Source organism: Tepidiforma flava (assembly GCF_027594505.1).
Lineage (GTDB): Bacteria > Chloroflexota > Dehalococcoidia > Tepidiformales > Tepidiformaceae > Tepidiforma > Tepidiforma flava.
This window is the reverse complement of the sequence record NZ_CP115149.1, coordinates 2,496,940-2,520,821: the sequence shown is the minus strand read 5'-3', so window position 1 is coordinate 2,520,821 and position 23,882 is coordinate 2,496,940. Positions and strand designations below refer to the sequence as shown.

Genomic DNA, 23,882 nt, shown 5'->3' with positions numbered 1-23,882 from the left:
GCACATGGAACTCGGGACCTTCGCCCGCCACCGTCGGCTTCGCTCCAGCGAGGCGATGCGCCGGCTCGTCCGCGAAACCGAGCTGACGCCGGCGCACCTCATCTACCCGCTGTTCGTCGAAGCCGGCCTCTCCGGCCGCTCGCCGATTCCTTCGATGCCCGGGCAGGACCGCCTCGGGATCGATGCCCTCGCCGATGAAGCCCGCAGGCTCGCCCGCCTCGGGATCGGCGGCGTCATGCTGTTCGGCCTCCCGGCCGCCAAGGATGACACGGGGAGCGGCGCATGGGCCGCCGACGGCATCGTGCAGCAGGCCATTCCCCGCATCAAAGATGCCGCGCCCGACCTCCTCGTGATGGGCGACGTCTGCCTGTGCGAGTACACCAGCCACGGCCACTGCGGCCCGCTCCGGCCGGACGGTTCGGTGGATAACGACGCGGCACTCCCGCTGCTCGCAGAGACGGCGGTCTCGCTCGCCCGCGCCGGCTGCGATGTCATCGCCCCGAGCGACATGATGGACGGCCGCGTGCTCGCCATCCGGCGGGCCCTCGATGCGGCCGGATTCTCGGACGTGCCCATCCTCTCCTACGCGGCAAAGTTCGCGAGCGCGTTCTACGGCCCGTTCCGCGAGGCTGCCGATAGCGCGCCGGCCTTCGGCGACCGCCGCGGCTACCAGATGGACCCGGCGAACGCCCGCATGGCCCTCGGCGAAGTCCTCGCGGACCTCGACCAGGGCGCCGATATGGTCATGGTGAAGCCGGCCCTGCCGTACCTCGACGTCATCCGCGCCGTCCGCGAAGCCGTCACCGTCCCGGTCGCCGCCTACAACGTCAGCGGCGAGTACAGCATGCTCATGGCCGCCATCGAACGCGGCTGGCTCGACGGCGGCCGCATCATCGACGAAGCGCTCACGAGTATCCGCCGCGCCGGGGCCGACATCATCATCACCTACCACGCGAAGCAGTGGGCGGAGCGGCGGTAGCTCTCGCCAGCCGGGGCCGCTTCTTCTCGACACGCACCGCGCACACCTTGTACTCCGGGATGCGCGACGGCTCGTCGTAGGCGTTGTTCGTCAGGAAGTTCGCCGCGCTCTCCCGCAGCTTCACGAACGGCACGAACAGCGAGCCTTCCCGCACGGCGTCCGTTACCACGGCCTTGCCGCTCAGCCGCCCCCGCCGCGACCGCACCACCACCTCATCGCCGTCGGCGATGCCCAGACGGGCTGCGTCCTCCGGGTGCATGACGACCGGCACATCCGGCATCTGTTCGACCAGCGCCTCCACGCGCCGCGTGATCGTCCCGCCATGCCAGTGGTACAGCACGCGCCCCGTGTTGAGCACGAGCGGATACTCGCGGTCCGGCATTTCCGCCGCCGGCGCGGCCTGCCGGACCGGCACGAACTTCCCCAGCCCGCGCGGGAACCGGTCGGCGTAGAGGTAGCGCGTGCCGGGGTGGTCCGGCGCCGGGCACGGCCACTGGATGCCGCCCTCCCGGTCCAGCCGCTCGTAGCTGATGCCCCGGAGCTGCGGCGTGAGCCGCGCCATCTCGGCGAACACCTCCGCAGCCGAGCTGTACGCGAACTGCCGCGGGTCGATGCCGGCGGCCGGCGCCATCCGCCGCGCCAGGTCGGCGATGATCGCCCAGTCAGGCCGCGATGCACCCACCGGCGGGATGGCCGGGCGCACCCGCTGCACCCGCCGCTCGCTGTTCGTGAACGTGCCGTCCTTCTCGGCGAAGGAGCAGGCCGGGAGCACCACGTGCGCGAGCTGCGCCGTCTCGTGCAGGAACAGGTCCTGCACGACGAGGAAGTCGAGCTGCCGGAACAGCTCCTCGGCGTGCGAGAGGTTCGGCTCCGCGAGGAGCGGGTTCTCGCCGACGATGTACATCGCCCGGATCTCGCCCGTCGCGATGCGCTCCACCATGTCCGTCGCCTTGATGCCCGGCTCACGCGGGATGCCTGCGCCCCAGGCTTCCTCGAAGATGGCCGCGACATCGCCCGCGTACGGCTGGTAGCCCGGCAGCGAATCGGGGATGCAGCCTGCATCGCCGCAGCCCTGCACGTTGTTCTGGCCCCGCAGCGGCGAAATCCCGCAGCCGGGCCGGCCGAGCTGCCCCGTGAGCAGCGCCAGGTTGATGAGCGCCCGCGCGTTGTCGGTCCCGTGCGCGTGCTGGGTGATGCCCATGCCCCAGGCGAGGCAGCTGCCCGGCCGCTCGCCGGGGGACAGCCCGCGCCGCGGGGGAGGCGACGCGTACAGCCGCGCCGCCGCGCGCAGGTCCGCCGCGGCCACCCCGCAGAGCGCCGCGTACTCCTCCACCGTCCGCTCCAGGACGGCGTCGCGCCACGCCTCGAAACCCTCGGTCCGGCCGGCGATGAACGCCCGGTCCTCGAGCCCATCATCGAGGATGGCCCGCGCCATCCCGTTGAAGAGCGCGACATCCGTCCCCGGCTGCGGCTGCAGGAAGATGTCTGCCCGCTCCGCCATATCGATGCGCTTCGGGTTCACCACGACCAGCCTTGCGCCGAACTCGTCGACCGCCTTCCGCATCCGCGACGCGATCACGGGGTGGTTCGAGCCGGGGTCGCAGCCGACCAGCATGAGGCATGACGCCTCTTCGTAGTCGAGGTACGAGTTGCTGGTCGCGCCGCTGCCCAGCTGGTCCAGCATCGCCTCGACGCTCGGCGAATGACACAGCCGCGTGCAGTGGTCGATGTTGTTCGTGCCCATGATGAGGCGCACGAACTTCTGCTGGACGAACGCATCTTCGTTCGTCGCCTTCGCGCTCGCGAAGCTCCCAAATCGGCCGCGGTAGGCTGGCAGCCGGGCCGCGATGAGGTCGAGCGCCTCGTCCCAGCTCGCCGGCGCGAGGTCGCCGCCCCGGCGGATGAGGGGCGTGGTGAGCCGGTCCGGGTGCTGTACGAAGGTCGTGCCGAACCGCCCCTTCACGCAGAGCATGCCCCGGCTCGAGGGGTTCGCCGGGTCGTCATCGACCCRGGTGATCCGCCCTTCGCGGGTATGGACCACGATGCCGCAGCCCACGCCGCAGAAGGGGCAGGTCGTCCAGGTCTTCGTCTCCATCTCACCCCTCCGGAGAATGTTCGAAGGGCTCACCCTTCTGCAGCGCCACGGCCGGGCGAAGCGCGTGGGTCGGGCAGGCAGCGACGCACGACCCGCAAGCGGTGCAGGTGGAGGCCGCGAAGGAGACGCCCGTCCCGGGCGTCACCCGGGCGTGCGTGCCAGTACCCGCGATGCCGATCGCCCCGATGTGCTGAAGGCCCYGGCAGGCCGCAACGCACCGCCCGCAGAGGATGCACGCCTGTTCGTCGAAGTGGAAAAACGGGCTGCTCGTGTCGAGGGTGTCCCGGAGCCGCCGCGGGTAGGCCGGCTGCTTCAGCCCGTGCTCGTCATAGGCGGCCCAGAGTTCCGCGCTCCGCGGGCCGCCCTCGACGTCGGGCTCCGGCCCGTGCATCCGCGCGGTCAGCCGGAGCACGGCCCGACGGAGCCGAACGGCGCGCTCACTCGCTGTCTGCACCTCCCCGACCCCGGCGGCCGGCGTGTGGCAGGCAGCGACGATGCGGCCGTCCGCCTCCACGAGGCACGTCCGGCAGGCGCCGATCGGTGGCAGGTTGTCGTCCTTGCACAGGTGCGGCAGGCTGATGCCCAGCGCCAGCACCGCATCGAGGATCGTCCCGGCCGATTCGACCTCGCGCCCGTCGACCTTCATCGGAACGCCCCCGGCCAGAACGCAAGCGCGGAGCGGATCGGTCCGGCCGCCATCTGCCCGAGTCCGCACAGCGAAGCCGCCTGCACGACCTCGGCCAGCTCCTCCGTATCGGCCGTCTCGCCGGCCGAGAGCTGCTCGAACAGCAGCGGCGCGCCCTCGCGGCAGGGCGTACATTTGCCGCACGACTGCTCCGCATTGAACGCGGCCATCGTCAGCGCCGCGCGGCGGATGTCGCCCGGCGCTTCGAGGACCACGATGCCGCCCGCCCCAAGCATCGCCCCGGTCGGGTGGTAGCGGCCGGGCAGGATGGGCAGCCCGGCCATCGCCGCCGGCAAGAACCCGCCCGACGGTCCGCCGCACAGCAGCGCGGTGCGTTCCAGTGGCGGCGCCCCGGCTTCCTCCAGCACCGCAGCGAGCGGCGTCCCGAGCGGCGCCTCGTAGACGCCCGGCCGCGCGACCCGTCCGCTCAATGAGAGGATGCGCGTCCCGGGCGCCTCCGCAGTCCCGAGCGAACGGAATGCCGCCGCACCTTGCCGAAAAATGGTGCTCACCGCGGCGAACGTCTCGACATTGTTCACGATCGTCGGCATGCCGAACAGCCCCGCATCGACCGGCAGCGGGGGCCGGGGCCGCGGCACCGCGCGCCGGCCCTCGATGGCGTTGAGGAGCGCCGTCTCCTCGCCGAGGACGTATCCGCCGGCGCCGCGATAGACGAGCACCTGCCCGGCGACCGGCGAGGCCGCGAGCGCGCGCTCGAACGCTTCTGCCGCGGGGTCGGCCGAGCCGTTGATGAACGCGACGGTGACCGCCGGCCGGAGCACTTCCATCGCAATCGCGAGCCCTTCGACGACCCGCTCCGGCCTGAGGCAGAGGAGCGCCCGGTCTTTGAAAACGCCCGGTTCGCCCTCTTCGCCATTCAGCACGAGCGCCACCGGCGCACCATGGCGCAGCGCGGCCTGCCACTTCGCAACCGTCGGGAAGTAGGCGCCCCCGCGCCCGCGCAGCCCGGACGACGCCAACGCTTCCAGGGCTGCCGCTGGACCGAGAGCCCGGGCGCGCTCGAGCCCGACCCAGCCGCCTTCCCACGGCGCGAGGAGCGGCCCGGCCCGGCGGACCATCTCCGGCGGGAACGGGCGTTCATCGCCGCTCGCCGGCGGGGCGTAGCAGGAGAACAGGCAGCCTGCCGGGAGGGTCGGTTCGCGCCAGCCCGACTGGATGGCGCACGCGACGCCGCTGCATGCGCGTCCTGCAGTGCGGGGGTCGAATGCAAACTCATGCTGGGAGGTCGCCGCCTCCCACGCCTCGGCGGCCGGGATGCGCAGCTCCCGGGCGATCGCTTCGACCGTCGGGCGGTCGAGGTAGCCCCGCTCGCGGTGCGCGGCCGTCAGCATCGGCAGGAGCCGCGCGCGACGGGGAAGCGGGAATGCCGTCGCAGAAGTCACGGGCGGGATCGTACGCGCCCGGGGGCAGGCCGGCTACGCCCTCCGCGCGGCGAGCGCAGGATTGCCCTGCATTGCTGTGGGGAGCACAGTCTTGCGCGCCGGCTTCAGCGGCTCCTTGCAGGCCGCGACCAGCGTCCGGTCGACGATGTCGCTGATGCCGCGGGCGCGGGCCTCGGCCCGGACGAGCGCGACCGTCGCCGAGATGGTGGCCTCCACGCCGGGCCACGGTTCGCACCGGATGACGCGGAGGTGGCGGGACGATTCGTTCCATTCGACCACGAGCCGCGGGTGGGAGCCGGGCCCGGCGCAGTACCTCGTGTAGCCGCCCAGGTATTCATGCGTGATATGGAGGCCGCGGGCTGAGGGGTCGATGCCCGCCCGGTGGAGCCCCTCCCAGAGCTCCCCGAGGGCCAGGAGAAGCCTGAACGCTACGTCGGAGGTGTCAGCGCGCAATGGTCGTCCCGTGCGGATAGGGTGTCGTCCGCGGCCCCCGCGGTGCCGCAGCCCGATTCTACGCGATCTCCGCCGGGTCCATGCAAGCGGTGGATGCCTGCTATAGATGGAACCCCCGATGGTCAACGCTTGAGATACGTCGCGAGCCCTTCCTCGAGCGGCGTCAGCTTCAGGCCGAACACCTCGCCGAGCGCGGTCGTGTCGGCGATGCCGTCCATCGTGATGAAGTCGATCGCCCCGCGCGTCAGCGGCCGGCCGGGCGCGTACTGCGCCACGCTCGCGACCAGCTTCATCAGCGGTTTCGGCGAGTGCAGGAGGAACCGCCGCTTGCCCGCGACCCGCAGCGCGGTCGTGATGACCTCGTCCATCGTCATCACCGCCGGGCCGCCGATTTCGAAGATGCGCCCCCGGGCCTCGGGCTTCTCGAGCGCCGCCACGACGTGCGCCGCGAGGTCGTCGATGAACAGCGGGTTGATGCGCGTCTTCCCGTTCCCGATGACCGGCACGAACGGGAGGAACTTCGCGAATCCGAGGAAGCGGTTGAGCGAAACGTCGCGCGGGCCGTAAATCCAGCTCGGCCGGAAGACGACGTACGGCACGCCGGAGGCGGCGATGTGCTGCTCCTCCTGCCACTTGAAGCGAAGCCAGTGGTAGGCGGCGTGCTCGGCCGCGCCGACGCCGCTCAGACCGATGAACAGCGGCGTGCCCGCAGCCTTCGCCGCGTCGACGAGGTTCCGGGTGCCGCCCAGGTCGATCCGCTCGAAGGTGTACCCCTTCTTCGGGTTCTCGATGGGCGAGTTCGGGAACTGCACGGCGTCGACGACGGCGTCGGCGCCGGCGAGCAGCGCAGGAAGCGTCGCGGGGGCCATGACGTCGACCGAGACCCACTGTGCGCGGCTGTCGATGGGGTCCTTTGCCGGCCGCGACCGCGAGCCGACGACCACCTCATGGCCGGCGTCGAGCAGGGCTGTGGTGATGGCCCGCCCCAGCAAACCGGTTCCGCCTGCAACGGCAACTTTCACACCGCACCTCCTGTGCGAGAACGTCCAAGGTCGTTGACCAGCGCCACGGCGTCGAGGAGCCGCGGCCCGCCGTAGTGCGCCATCGGAGCGTCGATGCGCAGCGCCGGCTCGGCATCGAAGGCGCCGCCGCCGTAGACGATCGACGTGAGCGGCGCGGTCTCGGCCAGCACCCGCACGATGCCCGGCAGGTGCCGCGCGCCGTCGGCCGTGCCGGCGTTCACGGCCAGCACCTCCGGCTGTGCGTCTTCGACGGTCCGGATGAGCGCGTCATCCGGCACATCCTGCCCGAGGTAGATCGTCCGCAGCCCYYGGAAGCGGAGCATCACGGCCAGCATGAGCAGCCCGATTTCGTGGTGTTCGCCCTCGAGGCAGGCCAGGACCACAGTCGGCGCGCCCGGCAGAGGCTGCACCTGCCGGCTCAGCTGGTCGAGCCGCGCCCGGACGAAGTTCGACGCGAAGTGCTCCTGCGCGACGGTGATGCGCTGTTCGTGCCAGGCCGTGCCGATCTCCCGCATCAGGGGCACGACGACACGCTCGAAGGCCGCCAGCAGGTCGAGCGTGTCGAACAGCTCAGCCCACGCCGCAGCAGCCCGGGGTTCGTCGAAGGCGAGGAGCGCGTCAAAAAGCTCGGAGGTCAGCAGCGCAATGCGCGGCCCGGACCCCTCGCCGGGCGTCGAGGCCTCCAGGAGAACGAGTTCGGCCGCGCGCGCGAGCGGCACCCCCTGGTGCGAGAGCTCCTGCATCCGCCGAATCATCGCGATGTCGGCCTCTGAGTACGTGCGCTGCTGCCCGCCCGTCCGGCTCGGCCGCGGCACGCCGTACCGGCGCTCCCACGCACGGAGGGCGTGCGCACTCACGCCCGTGAGGGCTTCCACCTGCGCGATCCGGTAGATGCCAGGCGTCTTCATGCTCTCCATCCTTGCGCAGCCCCGAACGTTTGTCAAACTCATGTCGAAGTCCATACGATGGTCGTGTGAGAGAACGGCCCGACTTCGACGTCGCCGTCATCGGCAGCGGCTTCGGCGGCCTCGTCGCCGCTGCGCTTGCGGCGCAGACCGGTGCAAGGACGGCCCTGTTCGAGCGACACTCCCGTCCCGGCGGCTGCGCCGGCGACTTCGCGCTCGAAGGCTTCTGGTTCCCCGCCGGCGCGACCGTCGTGACCGGCCTCGAACCCGGCGGCATCCTTCGACAGGTCTTCGACGTCCTCGGCACTGGAGGTCGAGAGCACGCCCCTCGACCCCTCGATCGTCTTCCACTTGCCGGACCGCACCGTGCCCTACCTCGCGGACCACGCCGCGTGGGCGGCGGAGTTCGAACGGAGCTTCCCCGGCGCGCCGGCGGGCTACCGCCGCTTCTGGCGGTGGGTCCGACTCGTCGGCGGCGAGGTCTACCGCATCGGCGGCACTCTGCCGTCCTTTCCCCTCGAACGGCCTGCGGACGTCCGGCGCTCGCTGCGGGCGGTGCGGCCCCAGCTCGCGCTCGCCGCCCCGTGGCTCTTCGCCACGGTCGGGCGGGTCAAGCAGCTGCTCGGCGCCCGCGGGTCGGCGGAGGCCGACGCCCTCATCGACGCACTCCTCCTCGATGCGACCGGGGCGACTGCCAGCGACTGCTCTGCCGTGCAGGGAGGGATCGCGCTCGACCTCTACCGGCGCGGCTGCCAGTGGGTCGACGGCGGAACCGGCGCGCTCGCCATGCGCCTGGTTCGCGCGATTCGCAGCTTCGGCGGAGAGGTCCGGTTCGCCGCCGGGGTGGCGCGCCTCGTCCGGGAGCGCGGCGGCTGGACGCTGGTCCTCGACTCGGGGGAGCGCGTGACCGCGCGCGCTGTCGTTGCCAATGTGCCGCCAGCCGGCCTCGACCTCCTCCTCGGGCGCCCGCCGCGCATCCCGAAGCCGGGCGAAGCATGGGGCGCCTTCGTCCTGCACCTGGGCATCGACGCTTCGGGCCTCGCGCCGCTCCACCCGTTCCACCAGGTAGTCGCCGATACGGCCGACCTCGAGCGGGCGGGCGCGAATGCGCTCGTCTCCATCTACCCCGGCCGCGGAGCGCGGGCCCACCGCTGGAGCATTTCGGTGTCCACCCACGTCCAGCCCGCGGAGTTCGCGGTGCCGCCCGGGCAGGCGTGCGGGCGCCGGGCAGAGCTCGAGCGGCAGCTGCTCGCGGCCGTCCGCCGCGTCATCCCCGATGTCGACCGCCGCATCCTCCTCCTCCGCTCCGCGACACCGGCGACCTACCAGCGGTTCACCGGGCGGCCCGGCGGATTCGTCGGCGGCCTTCGGCAGGTGCCCTCGGTCGTCGCCCTCCGCGCGCCGTCGCGCCGGGCCGGTCCGCAGCTCTGGCTCGCCGGCGACCACACCTTCCCGGGCCAGGGCACGGTCGGTACGGCGCTTTCCGGCATCAACGCCGCCCGCGACGCTCTCGAATTCCTCGGCAAGGAGCCCCCGCTGTGACCATCCTTCGCGCCCGCTCGTTCATCCCCGTCCCGCCGGATCGCCTCTTTGCATTTCACGCCGACGTGCGGAATCTTGCCCGCATCAGCCCGCCGTTCCCGCCTTTCCGGCTCCTTTCGGAACCGGCCCCCGCGCGAGAGGGCGACCTCCRKGTCTTCCGCCTCGGCTGGGGGCGGTTGGGCGTGACCTGGACCGCCCGGATCGCCCGCGTCGTCGAAGGCCGCCTCATTGAGGACGTGCAGGAGCGGGGTCCGTTCCGGCGGTGGCGCCACCAGCACCGCTTCCTTCCTGCGCCCGGCGGCGCCTGGCTGGAGGACACGGTCGCGTTCCGGCTCTTTCCGACTCCCGCCGGGGAGTTCCTCGAGTGGCTCCTCGTGCGGCCCGCGCTCCTGCCGATGTTCTGGTGGCGGCACCGCCGGACGCGCAACCTGCTCGTAACCCGTCCGGAATCTTGATACTCGGCAGAACCGTTATCGGCCGGCCGGTGGTAGGCTTGGGAGCCGCAGCCCCCAGGGAGGAGCGACCCAATGACCGTCTGCGCACTCTGCCAGGCCGACGGCCGACCCCCGCAGCGGGTAACCAATCCCGTCGGCCTGTTGACCTCGCGTTTCGACATCCTCACGGCAGCCACCCACCGCTTCGGCGACATCGACGGCGAGACCCACGCGCTCGTCCCGGTCTGCCCGGAGCACGTGGTCGATGTTTACCGCGGCCGTGTGCCCGGCGTCCGGATGGCGTGGCGCCYGGGGCCGAATGACGAGCCCCGCGCTACGGGCGTCCGCGCAGGTCGCGAAGCAGGGTCCGCATCCCGGGCTTGAACACCACCTTCCCGTCGAGCACCACGATTTCGCCGTTCAGGTAGAGCTGCACGGCGCGGCTCAACACCACGCCTTCGAGCGCCCGGCCCTTCCGCCGCACGTCCTCCACCGTGTCGACCCCGACGTCGATATGGAACACGTCCTGGAGGATGATCGGCCCGGCGTCCAGCTCCTCAGTTACGAAGTGGGCGGTGCAGCCGGTCACCCGGACCCCGTCCTCCCAGGCGCGGCGGTACGGGTTGGCGCCGGGGAAGTACGGCAGCAGTGACGGGTGAATGTTGATGATCCGGCCGGCGTACGGCTGCACCACCGCGCCGGTGAGAATCTGCATGTAGCGCGCGAGCACCACGAGATCGGCCCGGTAGTGCCCGAGCCGCTCGAGCAGGAATGCCTCGTGCGCCGCCTTGTCGTCGCTGGGGTGCCATTCGAAGGGGATGCCGGCAGCCTCCGCCACCGGCCGCAGCGTCTCATGGTTCGAAAGCACGCACACGAGGTCGCCCCGCAGCTCGCCCGAGCGCCAGTCGGCGATGAGCTGCTCGAGGCAGTGCGGCTCCTTCGAAACGAGCACCGCCACCCGCTGCCGCTGCCGCTCGCTGTGCAGCGTCACGCGAATCTCCATCCCGATCTCGCGGCCGATCGCCAGCAGCCCCGTGACGAGTTCGTCGAGCGTCACGGTGGCTTCGGTGATGTCGATCAGCATGTCCATCAGGAACTGGCCCTGGACGACCCGCTGCTCGATGTCCTCGATGTTGATGCTGCGCTCGGCGAGGTAGGTGCTGATGCGCGCGACCACGCCCTTCTGGTCGCGCCCCTGCACATGAACGATGGCGAGGATGCGGCTCACTCGATACTCCGCGCTGCTGAGTGCCTTCAGGATAGGTCCGCCTTCGCCACCCGGCGAGCGGCCGGCATCCGGCAGCGGCCGGGCAGCGTACCTTCGGCAAGGCCGGCACCCCCGGCCCGGGGAGGAGGTGGGCCAGCGCACATTGCGAATCGGTGACGTTCGCCGCGCCCGGGTAAAGATTGATTGACACAAAAGAAACCCGGGAGCACCTTACCGTCCGGTCAATCGAAAAGAGGAGGGAACCACGACCGATGACCAAACGTTACTGGCGCATGCTGCTCAGCGTGTTCGCCATCGTCGCCGTGGCCGCCGCAGCAGTCGCCTGCGGCGACGACGACGACAATGGCGGCTCTGGCGGTTCCGGCGGCGCCACCGCCACCAGCCCGAGCGGCGGCGGCTCGGCCGCACCGTCCGGCACCATCACCATCGGCGCGACCCAGTTCGAAACCTGGGATCCGCACTTCTCCGACTTCGCGCAGGACATCACCCACTTCGTCTACGTCTGGCGCGGCCTCTACCACCTCGACATCAACGATAAGCCGCAGCCCGCGATGGCCGATGGCCAGCCGCAAGTCTCGGCCGACGGCAAGACCTACACCATCAAGCTGAAGAAGGACCTCAAGTGGTCCGACGGCCAGCCCCTCACCGCGGAGGACTTCGTCCTCGGCATCCAGCGCACCTGCAACCCGGACGTCGCCGGGCACTACCAGTACATCCTGACGAACATCGTCGGCTGCGACGACTACTACAACGCCGCCGACAAGTCGGCCGCCGAGAAGGAAGAGCTGCGGAAGAAGGTGGGCGTTCGCGCCATCGACGCCCAGACGCTCGAAGTGAAGATCCRGGAGCCGCAGCCGACCTTCCCCATTCTGCTCGCGCTCTGGCCGACCTTCCCCGCGCCGAAGCACAAGCTCGCCAGCGTCGACGCCCCGTGGCCCGGCCCGCTGGAGAACGTCTACAACGGCCCCTTCATGCCGAGCGCCTACACCGAAAAGGCGAGCATGGAGCTCAAGCCGAACCCGAACTGGGTCGGCACCCCGGTCGGCGTCGAGAAGGTCGTCCTGAAGTACGTCGATGACCCGGCCGTCCTCAACAACGCGTACCGCACCGGCGAAGTCGATGCCACCGTCGCGAACAAGCCGGAGCTCGACAAGCTGAAGACGGAGTTCCCCAAGGAGCTCCAGCTCTACCCGGCGACCCGCACCATCGGCCTCGAGTTCAACGTCACCAAATCCCCGGTCGATAAGCCCGAGGTGCGCCTCGCGCTGTCGCAGGCGACCGACCGCGCGACGCTCGTGAAGGTCGTCTTCAAGGACGCCAACACGCCCACGACGAGCTGGGTCCCGCCGGCCCGCAACGGCCTCAAGGGCGGCGAGTACGATTCCATCCTCGGCTTCAACCCGACCAAGGCGAAGGAGAACCTCGCCAAGGCCGGCTACCCGAACGGCCAGGGCTTCCCGCAGCTCACCCTGCTCCTCGTCGATAACCAGACGAACAAGCTCCTCGGGGAGTTCCTCCAGGCCGAATGGAAGAAGCACCTCGGCATCGACATCAAGCTCGAGTTCGTCGACTCGAAGACCCGCTCCTCGCGGTTCAACAGCTCCGACTTCCAGCTCGTCACCGGCGGCTGGCAGGAAGACTACCCGGACCCGGAGAACTGGTTCCTCGGCCTCTGGGAGACGGGCGGGTCCATCAACAAGACGAAGACGAGCGTTCCTGCGCTCGACCAGGTCATCGAGAAGGCCAAGTTCAATACGAACGACGAGCAGCGCCGCCAGCTCTACCGCGATGCGGAGAAGCTCCTCCTCCAGGAGGCGAACGGCATCGCGCCGCTCTGGCACACCCTCGCGGCCTTCCTCGTCAAGCCGCACATCAGCGGCATGGTGGAAAACAAGCGGCCGGGCGACACCTTCGTCCCGGGCGACTGGTACATCGAGCTCTGGAAGACCTCGAAGAAGTAGCCAGCGCCGCAGCCTGACGACCGCCGCGGCGGCGGGGAGCCCGTCCGACTCCCCGCCGCCGCTCTCCCAAGGAATCCGCCATGCTCGCCTACACCGTCCGGCGCGTCCTGGCCATGGTCCCTCTCATCGTGGCCATCGCCACCATCACCTTCGTCCTCATGCACGCCGTCGAAGGCGGCCCCTTCGATAGCGACAAGCCGCTGCCCCCGGCCACCCTCGAGAATCTCAAGAAGCGGTACGGGCTCGACGACCCCCTGCCCGTCCAGTACCTCAACTACCTGAAGAACCTGGCCCAGTTCGATTTCGGCATCTCCATCGCCAACAACCGGAACATCACCGACATCATCCGCGAGCGGATGGGCGTCTCAATCCAGCTCGGCATCGCGACGTTCCTGTTCGCCACCATCCTGGGCCTGGGCCTGGGCATCTTCTCCTCCCTCAACCAGAACGGGTTCGGTGACTACGCCGGGGTCTTCATCGCCACGGTCGGCGCCGCCATGCCGTCCATCGTCCTCGCGCCAATCCTCACCATCGTCTTCGCCGTGAAGCTGGGCTGGTTCAACGTCCTCAGCTCCGACTACGGCTTCACGGACTGGTTCCGGGGCGATTTCAGCAACTGGCGGCAGGTCGTCCTGCCGACCGTAGCGCTCGGCTTCCTCCCCATGGCGTTCATCGCGCGCATCACCCGCGCCTCGATGCTGGAAGTCCTCCGGCAGGATTACGTCCGCACAGCGCGCGCCAAGGGCCTCGCGGAATTCGCCGTCGTCATCCGGCACGCTGCCCGCAACGCCATGATCCCGGTCCTCACGGTGCTCGGGCCGATCTTCGCGGGCCTCATCACCGGCTCCCTCGTCATCGAAACCCTGTTCGCCATCCCCGGGCTTGGGCGCGAATTCGTCCGCTCCGTCCTCATCCGGGATTACGGCCTCATCATGGGCGTCACCGTCTTCTATGCTGTCGTCATTGCCTTCATGAACCTCGTCGTCGACCTGCTCTACGGGTTCGCCGACCCGCGCATCCGCTACTGACCACTCCTTCGCCAGGACCCGCCACGTGGCCGCCACCGACCAGCCGATCGCTCAGCCCTACGACTTCCTCGAACAGCAGCTCCATACGAAGCAGCGCGGCCTGTGGGCCCAGGCGTGGCAGCGGCTGCTGCGGAACCGCCTCGCGGTTGCTGCGGGCGTCATCCTCCTCGTCATCTTCACCGTGTCCCTCGCTGCCGATTTCAGCCGCACCGTCCAGCGCTACGACCCCACGGTGCCCGACTTCCAGGCGACCGAGCAGAACCCGAGCTGGGACCACTGGCTCGGCACCGACACGCTGGGGCGCGACCTCTGGGCGCGCCTCCTGCAGGGGACGCTCTTTTCACTCAAGATCGGCCTCGGCACGCAGGTCATCGTGCTTCTCATCGGGGTCACGATCGGCATGGCCGCCGCCCTCGCCGGCCGCCTCAGCGACACCATCCTCATGTGGCTGACCGACCTCGCCTACGCCTTTCCCGACCTGCTCGCCATCATCCTGCTCCGGCAAGTCCTCCTCGGCCGCGACTGGCCCATCATCGGCGAGGGCGACCCCCAGATCCCCGGCTTCAACGGCGTCCTCCTGGTCACCGTCATCGCCATCTCCTTCGTCAGCTGGACGACCGTCGCCCGCCTCGTCCGCGGCCAGATGCTCTCCATCAAAGAGCAGGATTATGTCGCGGCGGCCCGCGCGATGGGGGCCAGCCCGTGGCGGGTCGTGCGGGTCCACATGCTGCCGAATACGCTGAGCGCCGTCATCGTCTCGGCGACGTTCGGTATCCCGCTCGCCATCTTCGCCGAGGCCACGCTCGGCTTCATCGGCCTGGGCGTGCCGCCGCCGAACGCCTCGCTCGGCTCCCTCATCGGCTCCGGGCTCGATTCCATCCAGGTCCACCCCGTCCAGCTGGTCTGGCCGACGCTGATGGTCGCGACCCTCATGCTCTGCTTCACGTTCCTCGGCGACGGCCTGCGCGACGCCCTCGACCCGCGCACGCGCCACTGACCGCGACCGCCGAACGTTTGGCGCAGAACGCGCCCTGCTGGTAGCATGATGGCGAGACAAGGGCGGGGCTGTAGCTCAATCGGGAGAGCGCAACACTGGCAGTGTTGAGGTAAGGGGTTCGAATCCCCTCAGCTCCACCAGCTTTCTCACCGCCGCGAAGCCGCATGCATGGCAGGCCGCCCACCTCCGGGGCGGCCTCGTTGCTTGATGCCGCAGTCTCGAGAGCAGGCGGCCGTTGATGGACGGCGGACGTTCAGACGAGCGCGAGGGCGTCCACCGGGAGCCCGCGCAGCGAGAACGGCCCGGCATGCTCGATGCGCACCTGCACCATGTCGCCGATGCGCGCCGGCGCATCGAGGTGGGTGAGCTTCCCGGTGCGTGTCCGGCCGAACGGCTGCCCGTTGCGGATGCCCTCGACCRGGATCTCCTGCACGGTGCCGACGTAGGCGCGGTTCAGCTCCTCGGCGATGCGCGCCTCGAGCTGCTCCACCCGGTGCAGCCGTTCGGACTTCACCGCCGCCGGGACGTCGTCGGGCAGCTTCCGCCACGCGATCGTCCCGGGCCGCGGCGAGTAGGCAGCTACGTGGACTTTGTCGAACCGAACTTCCTCGAGCAGCGACAGCGTCTGTTCGAAGTCCGCCTCCGTTTCGCCCGGGTAGCCGACGATGACGTCCGTCGTGATGCCGGCGCCCGGCATGAGTTCGCGAACCTCGCGAATCTTCTCGAGGTATTCCGCGCGCGTGTACCCGCGGCGCATCGATTCGAGCACCGCGTCCGAGCCGGCCTGCACCGGGAGCGAGAAACACTCCATGACCTTCGGGAGCTCTGCCACCGCTTCGAGGATGCGCCGGGTCATATCCTTCGGGTACGACGTGAGGAAGCGGATGCGCTCGAGCCGTTCCAGCTGCGAGAGTTCGCGCATCAAGTCGCCGAGGTCAGGCTGACCGGGCAGGTCGTGGCCGTAGGCCTCGACGGTTTGCCCCAGCAGCGTCACTTCCCGAACGCCGTGAGCCGTGAGGTAGGCAACCTCGCGCACGATTTCGTCGATCGGCCGGCTTCGCTCCCGGCCGCGCCGGTAGGGCACGATGCAGTAGGTGCAGAACTTGTTGCATCCGTGCACGACGGGCACATAGGCCGTCGGGCCTTCCGGAACCGCGTACGTCCGGGGCCAGAACTCGCCGCCGAGGTCCTCAGCGGGCTCTTCGACCAGCGCCATGATCGGCTCGAACTGCTGCGGGCGGGCGAACACGTCGACCTGGGGGAACCGCTTTTCGAGCTCGTCGGTCTTGAGGCCGACCATGCAGCCCATGACCGCGACCTTGATGTCCGGCCGCTCCACTTTGAGCTGGCGAATGCGGCCGAGTTTGGAATACGCCCGGTCCTCGGCGTGTTGTCGAACGCTGCAGGTGTTGAGGACGATCAGGTCGGCACGCTCCATCCGATCGACCTGCCGCAGGCCGAGGCGCAGGAAGCCGGCGGCGAGCTTTTCGCTGTCCGCCTTGTTCATCTGGCAGCCGACCGTCCAAAGGTAGAAGCGCTGCGCCATGGGCCCGTCGGGGCGGGAGAGTGGCGGAGGGGGAGGGATTCGAACCCTCGACCGAGTTACCCCGGAACCCGCTTAGCAGGCGGGCGCACTRGACCACTATGCGACCCCTCCAGTGCCGCCGGCTCCCATTGTACGGCCGGTCCCCGAGACGGTCACGACCGGCGCACGCAGACCGTTGGCCGCGGCAGGCTACACTCCGTTCGTGGCCGTCGCCGTCGTCGTCGTCATCTTCACGGTGCGCCAGGACCGCCTGAACGTGCTGCTCATCGAGCGCGCCGCCGAACCGTGCAAGGGCGAATGGGCGCTCCCGGGCGGCCTGCTCCTCCCGGGCGAAACCCTCGATGCCGCCGCGCGYCGGAAACTCGAGGATGAAACCGGGGTCTCCGACGTTTTCCTGGAGCAGCTCTACACGTTCGACCGCCTCGGCGAGGGCCGCGCCGAAGTGGTGGTGTCCTATTTCGCGCTCGTCGACATCGGCCGGACGCGGCTGCGGAGCGAGAGCGAATGGCGGCCGGCCTGGCATCCGGTGCGGCCCGCTCCTCCCACGGCCTTCGACAACGGCCGTGTCATCCGGTACGCCGAAGAGCGCCTCCGCAACAAACTCGAGTACACCAACGTCGTGTACAGCCTCCTGCCCGAGCGATTCACCCTCACGCGGATGCAGCAGACGTACGAGGCCATCCTCGGCGAGCGGCTCGACAAGCGGAACTTCCGGCGGCGCGTCGTCGGGCTCGGCATCGTCCGTCCCACCGGCCGTTTCGAAAAGCAGGGCGCGCACCGCCCGGCCATGCTTTACGAATTCACCAGCCGCGAGCCGATGGTCCTCTAGCGAATAGTCGAAGTTCGAGTATGCTTCGCGCATGCCGCGCAAAGCCCGCAGCGAACCGGGACCTGCCGGGTTCGCGCTTCTCGCCGCACTGCTCTCGGGCCCGGCCCACGGCTACGAACTCGTCGCCCGGCTCCGCCGTCTCGGCGTTGACGAGGTGTTTCCGCTGGAGCCGCCCACGCTGTACGGCTACCTCCACGCGCTCGAAGCAGCCGGGCTTGTGAGCTGGCAAGAAGAGCGCCGCGGAAGCCGGCCGCCGCGGAAAGTGTTCGAGCTCACCGCTGAGGGACGCGGAGCAGCCGAAACCTGGCTCGCTGCGCCCGTTCCCCGCCTCCGCCAGGTGCGGCAGGAGTTTCTTCTCAAACTGGCGCTGCTCGATGACCTCGGACGGCCCCGGGCGCGCGCCCGCCTCATCGCCGACCAGCTGACGGCCTGCCGCGCGTACCTCGAGCAGCTTCGGACGCTATCACCGGGCACGCCCATCGCCCTCCTCTCGAGGGGGGCGCGGGCCTCCGCCGCGGAGGCCACCATCACCTGGCTCGAAACCTTGCACAACACCGTGGAGGTTCCCGCGTGAACCGTTTGGCAATGCTCGCGAGCGCCGGCGCGCTCGCCGTCGTACTGGCGGCCTCCGCCGGCTGCGGCGGAAGCAGCGAACAACAAGACCCGCAAGGCTACGTCACCGATGTCCTCGCCGGGGCTGCGCCGGGAGAAGGCATGCGTCCTTCCGTGGCCGTCGCTGCTGCCTCCGACCTCCGCCTCGCCCTGGACGAGTACCGGGGCACGCTCGAATCTGCGTGCAGCGCCAGCATCACCGTGACCTACGGCTCCTCCGGGCAATTTGCGCGCCAGATCGCCGCAGGAGCGCCCATCGACCTCTTCCTTTCCGCCGACACCCGGTACACGGATGAGGTCGCAAGGGAAGGCCGCGTGGCGCCCGGCGGGATGGCGCGATACGCGCGCGGCCGCATTGCGATGCTCGTGCGGCCGGGTCTGCCGCTCCCATCCGACCTCGCGGGCGTCGCTGCCCCGGAATACAAAAGCGTCGCCATCGCGAATCCCGACCACGCGCCGTACGGACGGGCCGCTGAAGAGGCCCTGCGCAGCGCCGGCATCTACGACCAGGTCAAGAGCCGCCTCGTCCTCGCGGAGAACGCGCGCCAGTCAGTCGATTATGTCGATAAAGGAAACGCGGATGCCGGCATCGTTGCCCTGCCTCTGCTCGCAGGTCACGACCCCACGACATTCCGCCTGCTCGATGCATCGCTCCACCAGCCCATCGACCAGGCGGGAGCCGTCATCGCCGGCACGGGGGCCGAGCGGACAGCCCGCTGCATCCTGCAGCAGCTCCTTTCGCCGGCCGCGCAGGAGCACCTGGCGAAGTACGGTTTCGAACCGCCCGCCTCCAACTGACGGATGGATATTCTCGACCCGCTGCGCATTTCGCTCCTCATCGCAACGGCCGGGACGGTCGCCTGCGTGGCGATGGGCACTCCTGTCGCGTGGGCCATCGCGCGCTCGCGAAGCTCCGTCGCAGCGGTCATCTCCGGCATCTCGCTCCTGCCGCTCGTGCTTCCGCCGACAGCGGTTGGCTACTACCTCCTCTGGCTCCTCGGCCGGGAAAGTCCGACCGGCCGCTTCCTGCTCGACGACCTCGGGATCCAGCTCGTGTTCACCTGGCCCGGCGCGGCCATCGCCGCGGCCGTCGTCTCCATCCCCCTCTACATCCGCACGGCGGCGGCAGGATTCGAGCAGGTGGATGAAGAAGTGCTCATGAGCGCCCGGACCCTCGTTCCGCCGTGGCGCGTGTTCACCTTCGTGGTCGTGCCGCTCGCCTGGCCGTCGCTCATCGCCGCCTCGCTCATCGCGTTCGCCCGCTGCCTTGGCGAATTCGGCGCGACGGTCGTCGTGGCCGCCAGCATTCCGGGGAAGACGCGGTCGCTCCCCGCAGCCATCTACGATGCCAATCTCGCCGGCAACGAGACCCTCGCCCACCAGCTCTCCCTTGCCGCGCTGGCGATCGGCTTCGTCCTGGTCTCGCTCCTCACCTTCGTCCTGCAGGCCGCCATCCGCCGGGACCGTCCATGACCGCCATCGATGCGGCTATCCGCTGGCATGCCGGCGACTTTCATCTCGACGTCGCGCTCGGAGCGGGGCCAGGCGTGACCGTCCTCTTCGGCCCCTCCGGTTCCGGCAAATCGCTGACCCTCCGCGCCGTCGCCGGCCTCCTGACCCCCAGCGAAGGCCGCATCGCCGTCGACGGCCGGGTCGTCTTCGACAGCGCCCGTGGTCTCGACCTCCCCGCGCATGCCCGAGGCATCGGCTACGCCGGGCAGCGCCCCGCGCTCTTCCCGCACCTCAGCGTCGGCGGGAACGTGGCCTTCGGCATCCGCGCGGGCTCCCGCGCCGACCGCGCGCGCACCGCTGCCGCCTGGCTCGCCCGGCTGGAGCTGCCGGGATTCGAGCACCGCCGGCCCGGCTCCCTCAGCGGCGGCCAGGCGCAGCGCGTCGCCCTCGCCCGCGCCCTCGCCCCCGGGCACCGCGTCCTGCTGCTCGACGAGCCTTTCTCCGCGCTCGATGAGTCGCTCCGGCAGGGCCTCCGCCAGCTCCTCGCGGACCTCGTGCAGGAGCGGGAGCTCGCCATCATCTTCGTCACCCACGACCTGCGGGAAGCGCACCTCCTCGCCGACCAGCTCGTCGTCATCGACCGCGGACGGGTGCTCCAGGCCGGCCCGCGCGACGGCGTCTTTCGCGCCCCGCGGCACCGCCGCGTCGCCGAATTGCTCGGCGGAACGAACATCCTCGCCGGCCGCGTCGTCGCGCGGGCCGCGGCGAGCCTCACGGTCAGCATCGACGGCTGGGAAGCAGTGGCAGCGAGCTGGCACGGCGACCCGCAGCCCGGCGATGCGGTCGACATCGTCATCCGCCCGGAGCGGGTCGTCATCCGCCGCGGCGAACCGGCAGCGACCAACACCCTGCCCGCCCGGGTGCGCCGGGAGTTCGACTACGGCACGAATCACACCCTCGAATTCGAACCGCTCGGCCCGGGCCCCTCGCTCCTCGTCGACCTCCCCTCACGCCCGTACGACGTTCTCGGCATCGCCGCGAAAAAGGACTGGGTGCTCGAACTTCCCCCCGGCGACGTTCACGTGATGCCGGCGGCGCCTCCCTTCCGCGCGACCACGCAGTAGAGCGGGTCGCTCCCRGGTCCGCCGGGCCGGAGCTGGTATGCGACCGGCTCATCGAAGCCGCCCGCATGGGCGAAGTAGAGCGCGATGAGCGCCGCGTGGTCCCGGTCGTCGAGCGCCCGCCACGCCGCGACGGCCTTCGTCGGGAAGCACCGGTTCGAATACGCGACCGCAAACACGCCCCCGGGAGCGAGCACCCGGCGGACTTCTGCGAAGACCTCGGCGGGCCGCACGAGGTACTGGACCGACACCGTGCACACGGCGGCATCGAAACTGGCAGCGGGCCACGGCAGCACCGGTTCCCGGTTCAGGTCCTGCACCACGCGCTCGTCAAGGACGGGGTTCTGCTCGAGCTCGATGCGGTTCATGCCGAGGCCCGCAACGAACGCCGGCGCGAGCTGCGCCGGCAGGTGCGATACCCAGCTCGACATCAGGTCGAGGATGCGCCCGCCGCGGGGAAGCAGGTCGCCGTAAAAGGCTTCGAGGGCACGAATGGCCCCGTCATCGATATGGGTGACCAGCCGCGGCTGCGCATAGAAGAGTGCGTCGTCCGACTCGTCCTCGCGCGCGAAGTACTCCGGCTTGAGGGGCGGCAGACCGCCGGGCTCAGCCACGGGCGGGCGCGAGCGGTGCGCCCTGCTCGATCACCGCATCGTAAAAACGCGCCCGGGGATGGGTGGCGAGGATGCCTTCGGGCATGCCGCCCGCATGCGCCCGCCGGAACGCTTCCGACTGCGTCCAGTTGACGAACGCCTGCCGGGATTCCCAGATGGTGTGCGAGATGTAGTCGCCGGGCTCATCGCCCTTCAGCAGCGCGAAATGCACGAAGCCCGGCACCTCGGAAAGGTAGCTCTCGCGGGTGCGCCACCCGGCTTCGAAATCGGCCTCCCGGCCGGGATTCACTTTGAACTGGTTCATCGCGATGAACACGGTGCACCTCCTCGTACCACCTTAGTGTATCCCGAGGAGCGCCGCGCAGTTCGCCCAGCCGCCTTCGCCGCCGAATCTGCCGCGCACCGTCCGCAGCCAGAGGGCAGTCCGGAGGTTTACGACCGGGTCCGACCAGCGCCGGAAGTCTTCGCCGGCCCGGTCGAAGTGATACCGGCCGTTCAGCTGCGCGAGCCCGAAGCTGCCGCCGTTCGGGTCCTGCGGGTTGAACGCCTCGCGGTCGAGATTCGCCGTTTCGCAGAGGATGATGCGCCGCATCTCCGGCCACCATCCCGGCGCATCCGGCCAGCCAGCCATCCGCGCGTACCGGTCGAGCTCGTCGAGCGTGAGGAACCGCGGGAGCCCCTCCGGCGCCGTGCCGGCCGCCCCCTCCCCCGGGTCTGCTGCGCCCCGCGCGCCGGAGGGCTCGGCGGCGAACCCGGCTGCGAAGGCCGACGAGGCGAGGAGGAGCGCCGCGGCAAGGAACCCTGCGGCCGTGAGCGGGCGCCGGTCGCGGCGAACTCCCATCACAGGGAACCTTCACCCGGTGCTGCCTTCGGGGCATCAGCCGGCGGTTATCGGCGCGTCAATTCTTCGTGAACGGCGAGGGCGGCCCGCCGCACCAGGTCCCAGTTCCAGTCCCCTTCCGCCATTATCGCCACCACATACGCACCGCGCTCCGTCTCGACGACCGCGACGTCGCGCGTCGCGTCCGGCCACGTTCCCGTCTTGTTCCCCACGCGCTGAACGCCCGGAACGCCCTGCAGGGCCGCCGGGATGCCGGCGCGGACCTCCTGCGCCGCCAGCAGGCCGAGCGCATGGTCGCGGGCTCCCGGCGTCAGCCCCTCGCCTCGCGCGATGGCGGCCATGAGCAGCGCGAGGTCGCGCGGCGTTGCCGGCAGGCCGGGGTCGTTCACCGACATCGTTGCAGCGCCGATGCCCCGCAGCGACGCATCGACCGCGGACGGCCCGAGGAACCTGAGCAGGGCGACCGCAGCGGCGTTGTCCGAGAAGGTCACCATCGCCGTGAGCGCCTCGCCGACGCTCACCGTGCCGTCGGCGGCGATCGGCAGCCGGTCGATGGTCCCGAGGTCCTCGGAACGGGCTTCGGCGGTCACCGGCACCCGGTCGTCGTAGGCGAGGGCGCCGGCAGCGACGCGCCGCTCCGCCTCGTAGAGCAGCGCCAGCTTGTACGTGCTCGCAGCGTACCCCGGCAGGTCGAGGTTGATGCCGCCGAGCAGCGTGCCATCGAGCGCAACCGCGGCGACGCCGGTCGTTTCGAGCTCACGGGCGGTGAGTGCAGCCGCGAGCGCGTCCGCGACCGCCGCCGGCGTCGCATCGACACCGTCCGGCCCGGGCTGCTCGAAGCCGCCGGGCGCGCCGCCGCTCTCGGTCACGACGTCGCGGCCGCCGTCTGCACGTCCTGCCGCAACTCCCGCCAGCACCGAGAGCAGGTAGATGAATGCGCCGAGCGCGGCCGCGAGGGCCGCCGTCAGCAGGATGGGCTGCAGCGGCGGGCCGCCGCTGTCGTTCGTGCGCCGCATCGTGAGCGCCATCAGCGCCCCCTTCGCACCCCGCGGGGGCATCGTACCGGGCGCGGGAGGGCGCCGCCAGTGGCCGCGAGCCGGGCGCCGCAGTAGCGTACGGGCATGGACGCAAGCCTGCCGATCGCCTTCGCCGACGTCGCGGCCGCGAGCAGCCGCATCGCCGGGGTCGTGCACCGCACCCGCGTGACATCGTCACGCCAGCTCGACGGGCGGTCCGGCTGCTGGGTCTACCTCGCGTGCGAAAACGAGCAGCGGACCGGCTCGTTCAAAATCCGRGGCGCGCTCAACCGGCTCGCGCAGCTCTCAGCCGATGAACGGGCGCGGGGCGTCGTCGCGGCCTCGAGCGGGAACCACGCACAGGGCGTCGCACTGGCGGCCTCAGTCGTCGGCACCGCAGCCACCATCTTCATGCCGTCTGACGCCCCGGCAGCGAAAATCAGCGCCGCGCTCGGCTACGGCGCGCGGGTCGAGTTTTACGACCGTGAGCTCGCGCTGCCTGCGGACCTCGTCGAAGATTTCGCCCGCAGGACCGGCGCGGTCCCGGTCCCCGCGTTCGACGACCCGGCGATCATGGCGGGGCAGGGCACCGTGGCGCTCGAACTGCTCGCCGAAACCGGGCCCGTCGACGCCGTCGTGGTCCCGCTCGGGGGCGGAGGGCTGCTCTCGGGCGTCGCGACGGTCGTCAAGGCGCTCCAGCCGCGTGCGAAGGTGTTCGGCATCGAACCCGAAGACGGCGACGACTGGGTCCGCAGCCTCGCGGCCGGCCGCCCGGTCCTCATCGACCCGCCGCGGACGATTGCCGATGGCGCCCGCACCCGCCAGCCCGGCGCACTTACCTACCGGGTCGTCTCGCGGCTCGTCGACGGCGTGGCAACCGTGACCGATGACGACCTCGTCGAAGCGGTCCGGTTCCTCGGCCTGCGGATGAAGCTCGTCGCCGAGCCCACCGGCGCGCTCGCTGTCGCTGCCCTGCTGGCTGGCCGGGTCCCCGTCGAACCGGGGAGCCGCGTCGCCGCGATCGTGTCCGGCGGCAATGTCGACCCCGAGATGTACGCGCGGCTGCTGACGAACGACGCCCGGGCGTTTGCGCCCGGGCGCTGAACCACATGGAGCAAG

Annotated in this window: 24 protein-coding genes, 2 tRNA genes and 1 pseudogene; 14 read left to right on the top strand and 13 right to left on the bottom strand. The window is 70.4% G+C overall.

Going from position 1 to position 23,882, the window contains the following annotated elements:
* Window positions 1-4 precede the first annotated feature (4 nt).
* Window positions 5-979 (top strand): porphobilinogen synthase, encoded by a 975-nt coding sequence (gene hemB, locus O0235_RS13800; protein WP_270056349.1) that lies wholly within the window; start codon window positions 5-7, stop codon window positions 977-979.
* Here hemB and fdhF read toward each other — a convergent pair.
* From fdhF to O0235_RS13770, 6 genes are all read right to left on the bottom strand, one after another.
* Window positions 942-3,074 carry a formate dehydrogenase subunit alpha gene (gene fdhF, locus O0235_RS13795; protein ID WP_270056348.1) on the bottom strand — a complete coding sequence of 711 codons (2,133 nt, stop codon included), beginning with the start codon at window positions 3,072-3,074 and terminating at the stop codon, window positions 942-944. The genes hemB and fdhF overlap by 38 nt on opposite strands.
* Before the next feature lies 1 nt (window position 3,075).
* Window positions 3,076-3,720 (bottom strand): 2Fe-2S iron-sulfur cluster-binding protein, encoded by a 645-nt coding sequence (locus O0235_RS13790; RefSeq protein ID WP_270056347.1) that lies wholly within the window; start codon window positions 3,718-3,720, stop codon window positions 3,076-3,078.
* Complete coding sequence (locus O0235_RS13785) at window positions 3,717-5,162, bottom strand: NADH-ubiquinone oxidoreductase-F iron-sulfur binding region domain-containing protein (protein WP_270056346.1); 1,446 nt, start codon at window positions 5,160-5,162, stop codon at window positions 3,717-3,719. Before O0235_RS13785 ends, O0235_RS13790 begins: the two co-directional genes overlap by 4 nt.
* 33 nt (window positions 5,163-5,195) lie before the next feature.
* Window positions 5,196-5,615, bottom strand: coding sequence for a hypothetical protein (locus O0235_RS13780; protein ID WP_270056345.1), 420 nt, complete (start codon window positions 5,613-5,615; stop codon window positions 5,196-5,198).
* A gap of 122 nt (window positions 5,616-5,737) precedes the next feature.
* On the bottom strand, window positions 5,738-6,637 hold the full coding sequence (locus tag O0235_RS13775; RefSeq protein WP_270056344.1) for an NAD-dependent epimerase/dehydratase family protein: 900 nt from the start codon (window positions 6,635-6,637) through the stop codon (window positions 5,738-5,740).
* On the bottom strand, window positions 6,634-7,545 hold the full coding sequence (locus tag O0235_RS13770; protein ID WP_270056343.1) for a MerR family transcriptional regulator: 912 nt from the start codon (window positions 7,543-7,545) through the stop codon (window positions 6,634-6,636). Before O0235_RS13770 ends, O0235_RS13775 begins: the two co-directional genes overlap by 4 nt.
* A gap of 65 nt (window positions 7,546-7,610) precedes the next feature.
* On the opposite strand from O0235_RS13770, the pseudogene O0235_RS16150 reads away from it, so the two are divergent.
* The 3 genes and pseudogenes from O0235_RS16150 to O0235_RS13755 all read left to right on the top strand — a co-directional run.
* A pseudogene (locus O0235_RS16150) lies at window positions 7,611-7,805 on the top strand (NAD(P)-binding protein); the annotation flags it as partial.
* A gap of 88 nt (window positions 7,806-7,893) precedes the next feature.
* Entirely contained in the window at window positions 7,894-9,084 is a 1,191-nt protein-coding gene (locus O0235_RS13760; protein WP_270056341.1) for a phytoene desaturase family protein, read from the top strand.
* Window positions 9,081-9,539 (top strand): SRPBCC family protein, encoded by a 459-nt coding sequence (locus O0235_RS13755; RefSeq protein WP_270056340.1) that lies wholly within the window; start codon window positions 9,081-9,083, stop codon window positions 9,537-9,539. Before O0235_RS13760 ends, O0235_RS13755 begins: the two co-directional genes overlap by 4 nt.
* A 313-nt stretch (window positions 9,540-9,852) precedes the next feature.
* On the opposite strand, the gene O0235_RS13750 is transcribed toward O0235_RS13755, so the two are convergent.
* On the bottom strand, window positions 9,853-10,746 hold the full coding sequence (locus O0235_RS13750; protein ID WP_270056339.1) for a formyltetrahydrofolate deformylase: 894 nt from the start codon (window positions 10,744-10,746) through the stop codon (window positions 9,853-9,855).
* Between the two features lie 251 nt (window positions 10,747-10,997).
* Between O0235_RS13750 and O0235_RS13745 the strand changes: the two genes are divergently transcribed.
* The 4 genes from O0235_RS13745 (at window position 10,998) to O0235_RS13730 (ending at window position 14,872) form a co-directional block, all read left to right on the top strand.
* Window positions 10,998-12,707: a peptide ABC transporter substrate-binding protein gene (locus O0235_RS13745; protein WP_270056338.1), complete on the top strand. Its 1,710-nt coding sequence runs from the start codon at window positions 10,998-11,000 to the stop codon at window positions 12,705-12,707.
* Window positions 12,708-12,787: 80 nt separating this feature from the next.
* Window positions 12,788-13,735, top strand: a complete 948-nt coding sequence (locus O0235_RS13740) for an ABC transporter permease (protein ID WP_270056337.1) — start codon at window positions 12,788-12,790, stop codon at window positions 13,733-13,735.
* A gap of 25 nt (window positions 13,736-13,760) precedes the next feature.
* Window positions 13,761-14,732 carry an ABC transporter permease gene (locus O0235_RS13735; RefSeq protein ID WP_270056336.1) on the top strand — a complete coding sequence of 324 codons (972 nt, stop codon included), beginning with the start codon at window positions 13,761-13,763 and terminating at the stop codon, window positions 14,730-14,732.
* Window positions 14,733-14,796: 64 nt separating this feature from the next.
* Window positions 14,797-14,872 (top strand) — tRNA-Ala (locus O0235_RS13730).
* Window positions 14,873-14,985: 113 nt separating this feature from the next.
* Here O0235_RS13730 and miaB read toward each other — a convergent pair.
* Entirely contained in the window at window positions 14,986-16,278 is a 1,293-nt protein-coding gene (gene miaB, locus O0235_RS13725; protein WP_270056335.1) for a tRNA (N6-isopentenyl adenosine(37)-C2)-methylthiotransferase MiaB, read from the bottom strand.
* Window positions 16,279-16,299: 21 nt separating this feature from the next.
* Window positions 16,300-16,389, bottom strand: a tRNA-Ser gene (locus O0235_RS13720).
* A gap of 91 nt (window positions 16,390-16,480) precedes the next feature.
* On the opposite strand from O0235_RS13720, the gene O0235_RS13715 reads away from it, so the two are divergent.
* Genes O0235_RS13715 through O0235_RS13695 form a run of 5 tightly spaced genes read left to right on the top strand, consistent with a single transcriptional unit; the run spans window position 16,481 to window position 20,295 of the window.
* Window positions 16,481-17,107, top strand: a complete 627-nt coding sequence (locus O0235_RS13715) for an NUDIX hydrolase (protein WP_270056334.1) — start codon at window positions 16,481-16,483, stop codon at window positions 17,105-17,107.
* 31 nt (window positions 17,108-17,138) lie between these two features.
* Window positions 17,139-17,681 (top strand): PadR family transcriptional regulator, encoded by a 543-nt coding sequence (locus O0235_RS13710; protein WP_270056333.1) that lies wholly within the window; start codon window positions 17,139-17,141, stop codon window positions 17,679-17,681.
* Window positions 17,678-18,517, top strand: a complete 840-nt coding sequence (modA, locus tag O0235_RS13705; RefSeq protein ID WP_270056332.1) for a molybdate ABC transporter substrate-binding protein — start codon at window positions 17,678-17,680, stop codon at window positions 18,515-18,517. The genes O0235_RS13710 and modA overlap by 4 nt, the downstream gene beginning before the upstream one ends.
* Window positions 18,518-18,520: 3 nt before the next feature.
* A complete protein-coding gene (modB, locus tag O0235_RS13700) occupies window positions 18,521-19,192 on the top strand; it encodes a molybdate ABC transporter permease subunit (RefSeq protein ID WP_270056331.1) in 672 nt (223 codons plus the stop codon).
* A complete protein-coding gene (locus O0235_RS13695) occupies window positions 19,189-20,295 on the top strand; it encodes an ABC transporter ATP-binding protein (protein ID WP_270056330.1) in 1,107 nt (368 codons plus the stop codon). Before modB ends, O0235_RS13695 begins: the two co-directional genes overlap by 4 nt.
* On the opposite strand, the gene O0235_RS13690 is transcribed toward O0235_RS13695, so the two are convergent.
* The 4 genes from O0235_RS13690 to O0235_RS13675 are packed head-to-tail and all read right to left on the bottom strand — an operon-like array spanning window position 20,250 to window position 22,775.
* A complete protein-coding gene (locus O0235_RS13690; RefSeq protein WP_270056329.1) occupies window positions 20,250-20,906 on the bottom strand; it encodes a methyltransferase domain-containing protein in 657 nt (218 codons plus the stop codon). The genes O0235_RS13695 and O0235_RS13690 overlap by 46 nt on opposite strands.
* On the bottom strand, window positions 20,899-21,222 hold the full coding sequence (locus O0235_RS13685; protein ID WP_270056328.1) for an antibiotic biosynthesis monooxygenase family protein: 324 nt from the start codon (window positions 21,220-21,222) through the stop codon (window positions 20,899-20,901). The genes O0235_RS13690 and O0235_RS13685 overlap by 8 nt, the downstream gene beginning before the upstream one ends.
* Window positions 21,223-21,243: 21 nt before the next feature.
* The gene (locus O0235_RS13680) at window positions 21,244-21,747 is read right to left on the bottom strand and encodes a hypothetical protein (RefSeq protein ID WP_270056327.1); all 504 of its coding nucleotides are present in this window, start codon (window positions 21,745-21,747) and stop codon (window positions 21,244-21,246) included.
* A gap of 47 nt (window positions 21,748-21,794) precedes the next feature.
* A complete protein-coding gene (locus O0235_RS13675; protein ID WP_270056326.1) occupies window positions 21,795-22,775 on the bottom strand; it encodes a serine hydrolase in 981 nt (326 codons plus the stop codon).
* Window positions 22,776-22,868: 93 nt separating this feature from the next.
* On the opposite strand from O0235_RS13675, the gene O0235_RS13670 reads away from it, so the two are divergent.
* Window positions 22,869-23,867: a threonine ammonia-lyase gene (locus tag O0235_RS13670; RefSeq protein ID WP_270056325.1), complete on the top strand. Its 999-nt coding sequence runs from the start codon at window positions 22,869-22,871 to the stop codon at window positions 23,865-23,867.
* Window positions 23,868-23,882 lie beyond the last annotated feature (15 nt).

What these genes read in the sequence shown, in the direction of transcription:
- O0235_RS13680 (WP_270056327.1), bottom strand. Translation starts at nt 21,747, where the DNA reads ATGGGAGTTCGCCGCGACCGGCGCCCGCTCACGGCCGCAGGGTTCCTT.
- hemB (WP_270056349.1), top strand. Translation starts at nt 5, where the DNA reads ATGGAACTCGGGACCTTCGCCCGCCACCGTCGGCTTCGCTCCAGCGAG.
- O0235_RS13675 (WP_270056326.1), bottom strand. Translation starts at nt 22,775, where the DNA reads ATGGCGCTCACGATGCGGCGCACGAACGACAGCGGCGGCCCGCCGCTG.
- O0235_RS13710 (WP_270056333.1), top strand. Translation starts at nt 17,139, where the DNA reads ATGCCGCGCAAAGCCCGCAGCGAACCGGGACCTGCCGGGTTCGCGCTT.
- O0235_RS13695 (WP_270056330.1), top strand. Translation starts at nt 19,189, where the DNA reads ATGACCGCCATCGATGCGGCTATCCGCTGGCATGCCGGCGACTTTCAT.
- O0235_RS13740 (WP_270056337.1), top strand. Translation starts at nt 12,788, where the DNA reads ATGCTCGCCTACACCGTCCGGCGCGTCCTGGCCATGGTCCCTCTCATC.
- modB (WP_270056331.1), top strand. Translation starts at nt 18,521, where the DNA reads ATGGATATTCTCGACCCGCTGCGCATTTCGCTCCTCATCGCAACGGCC.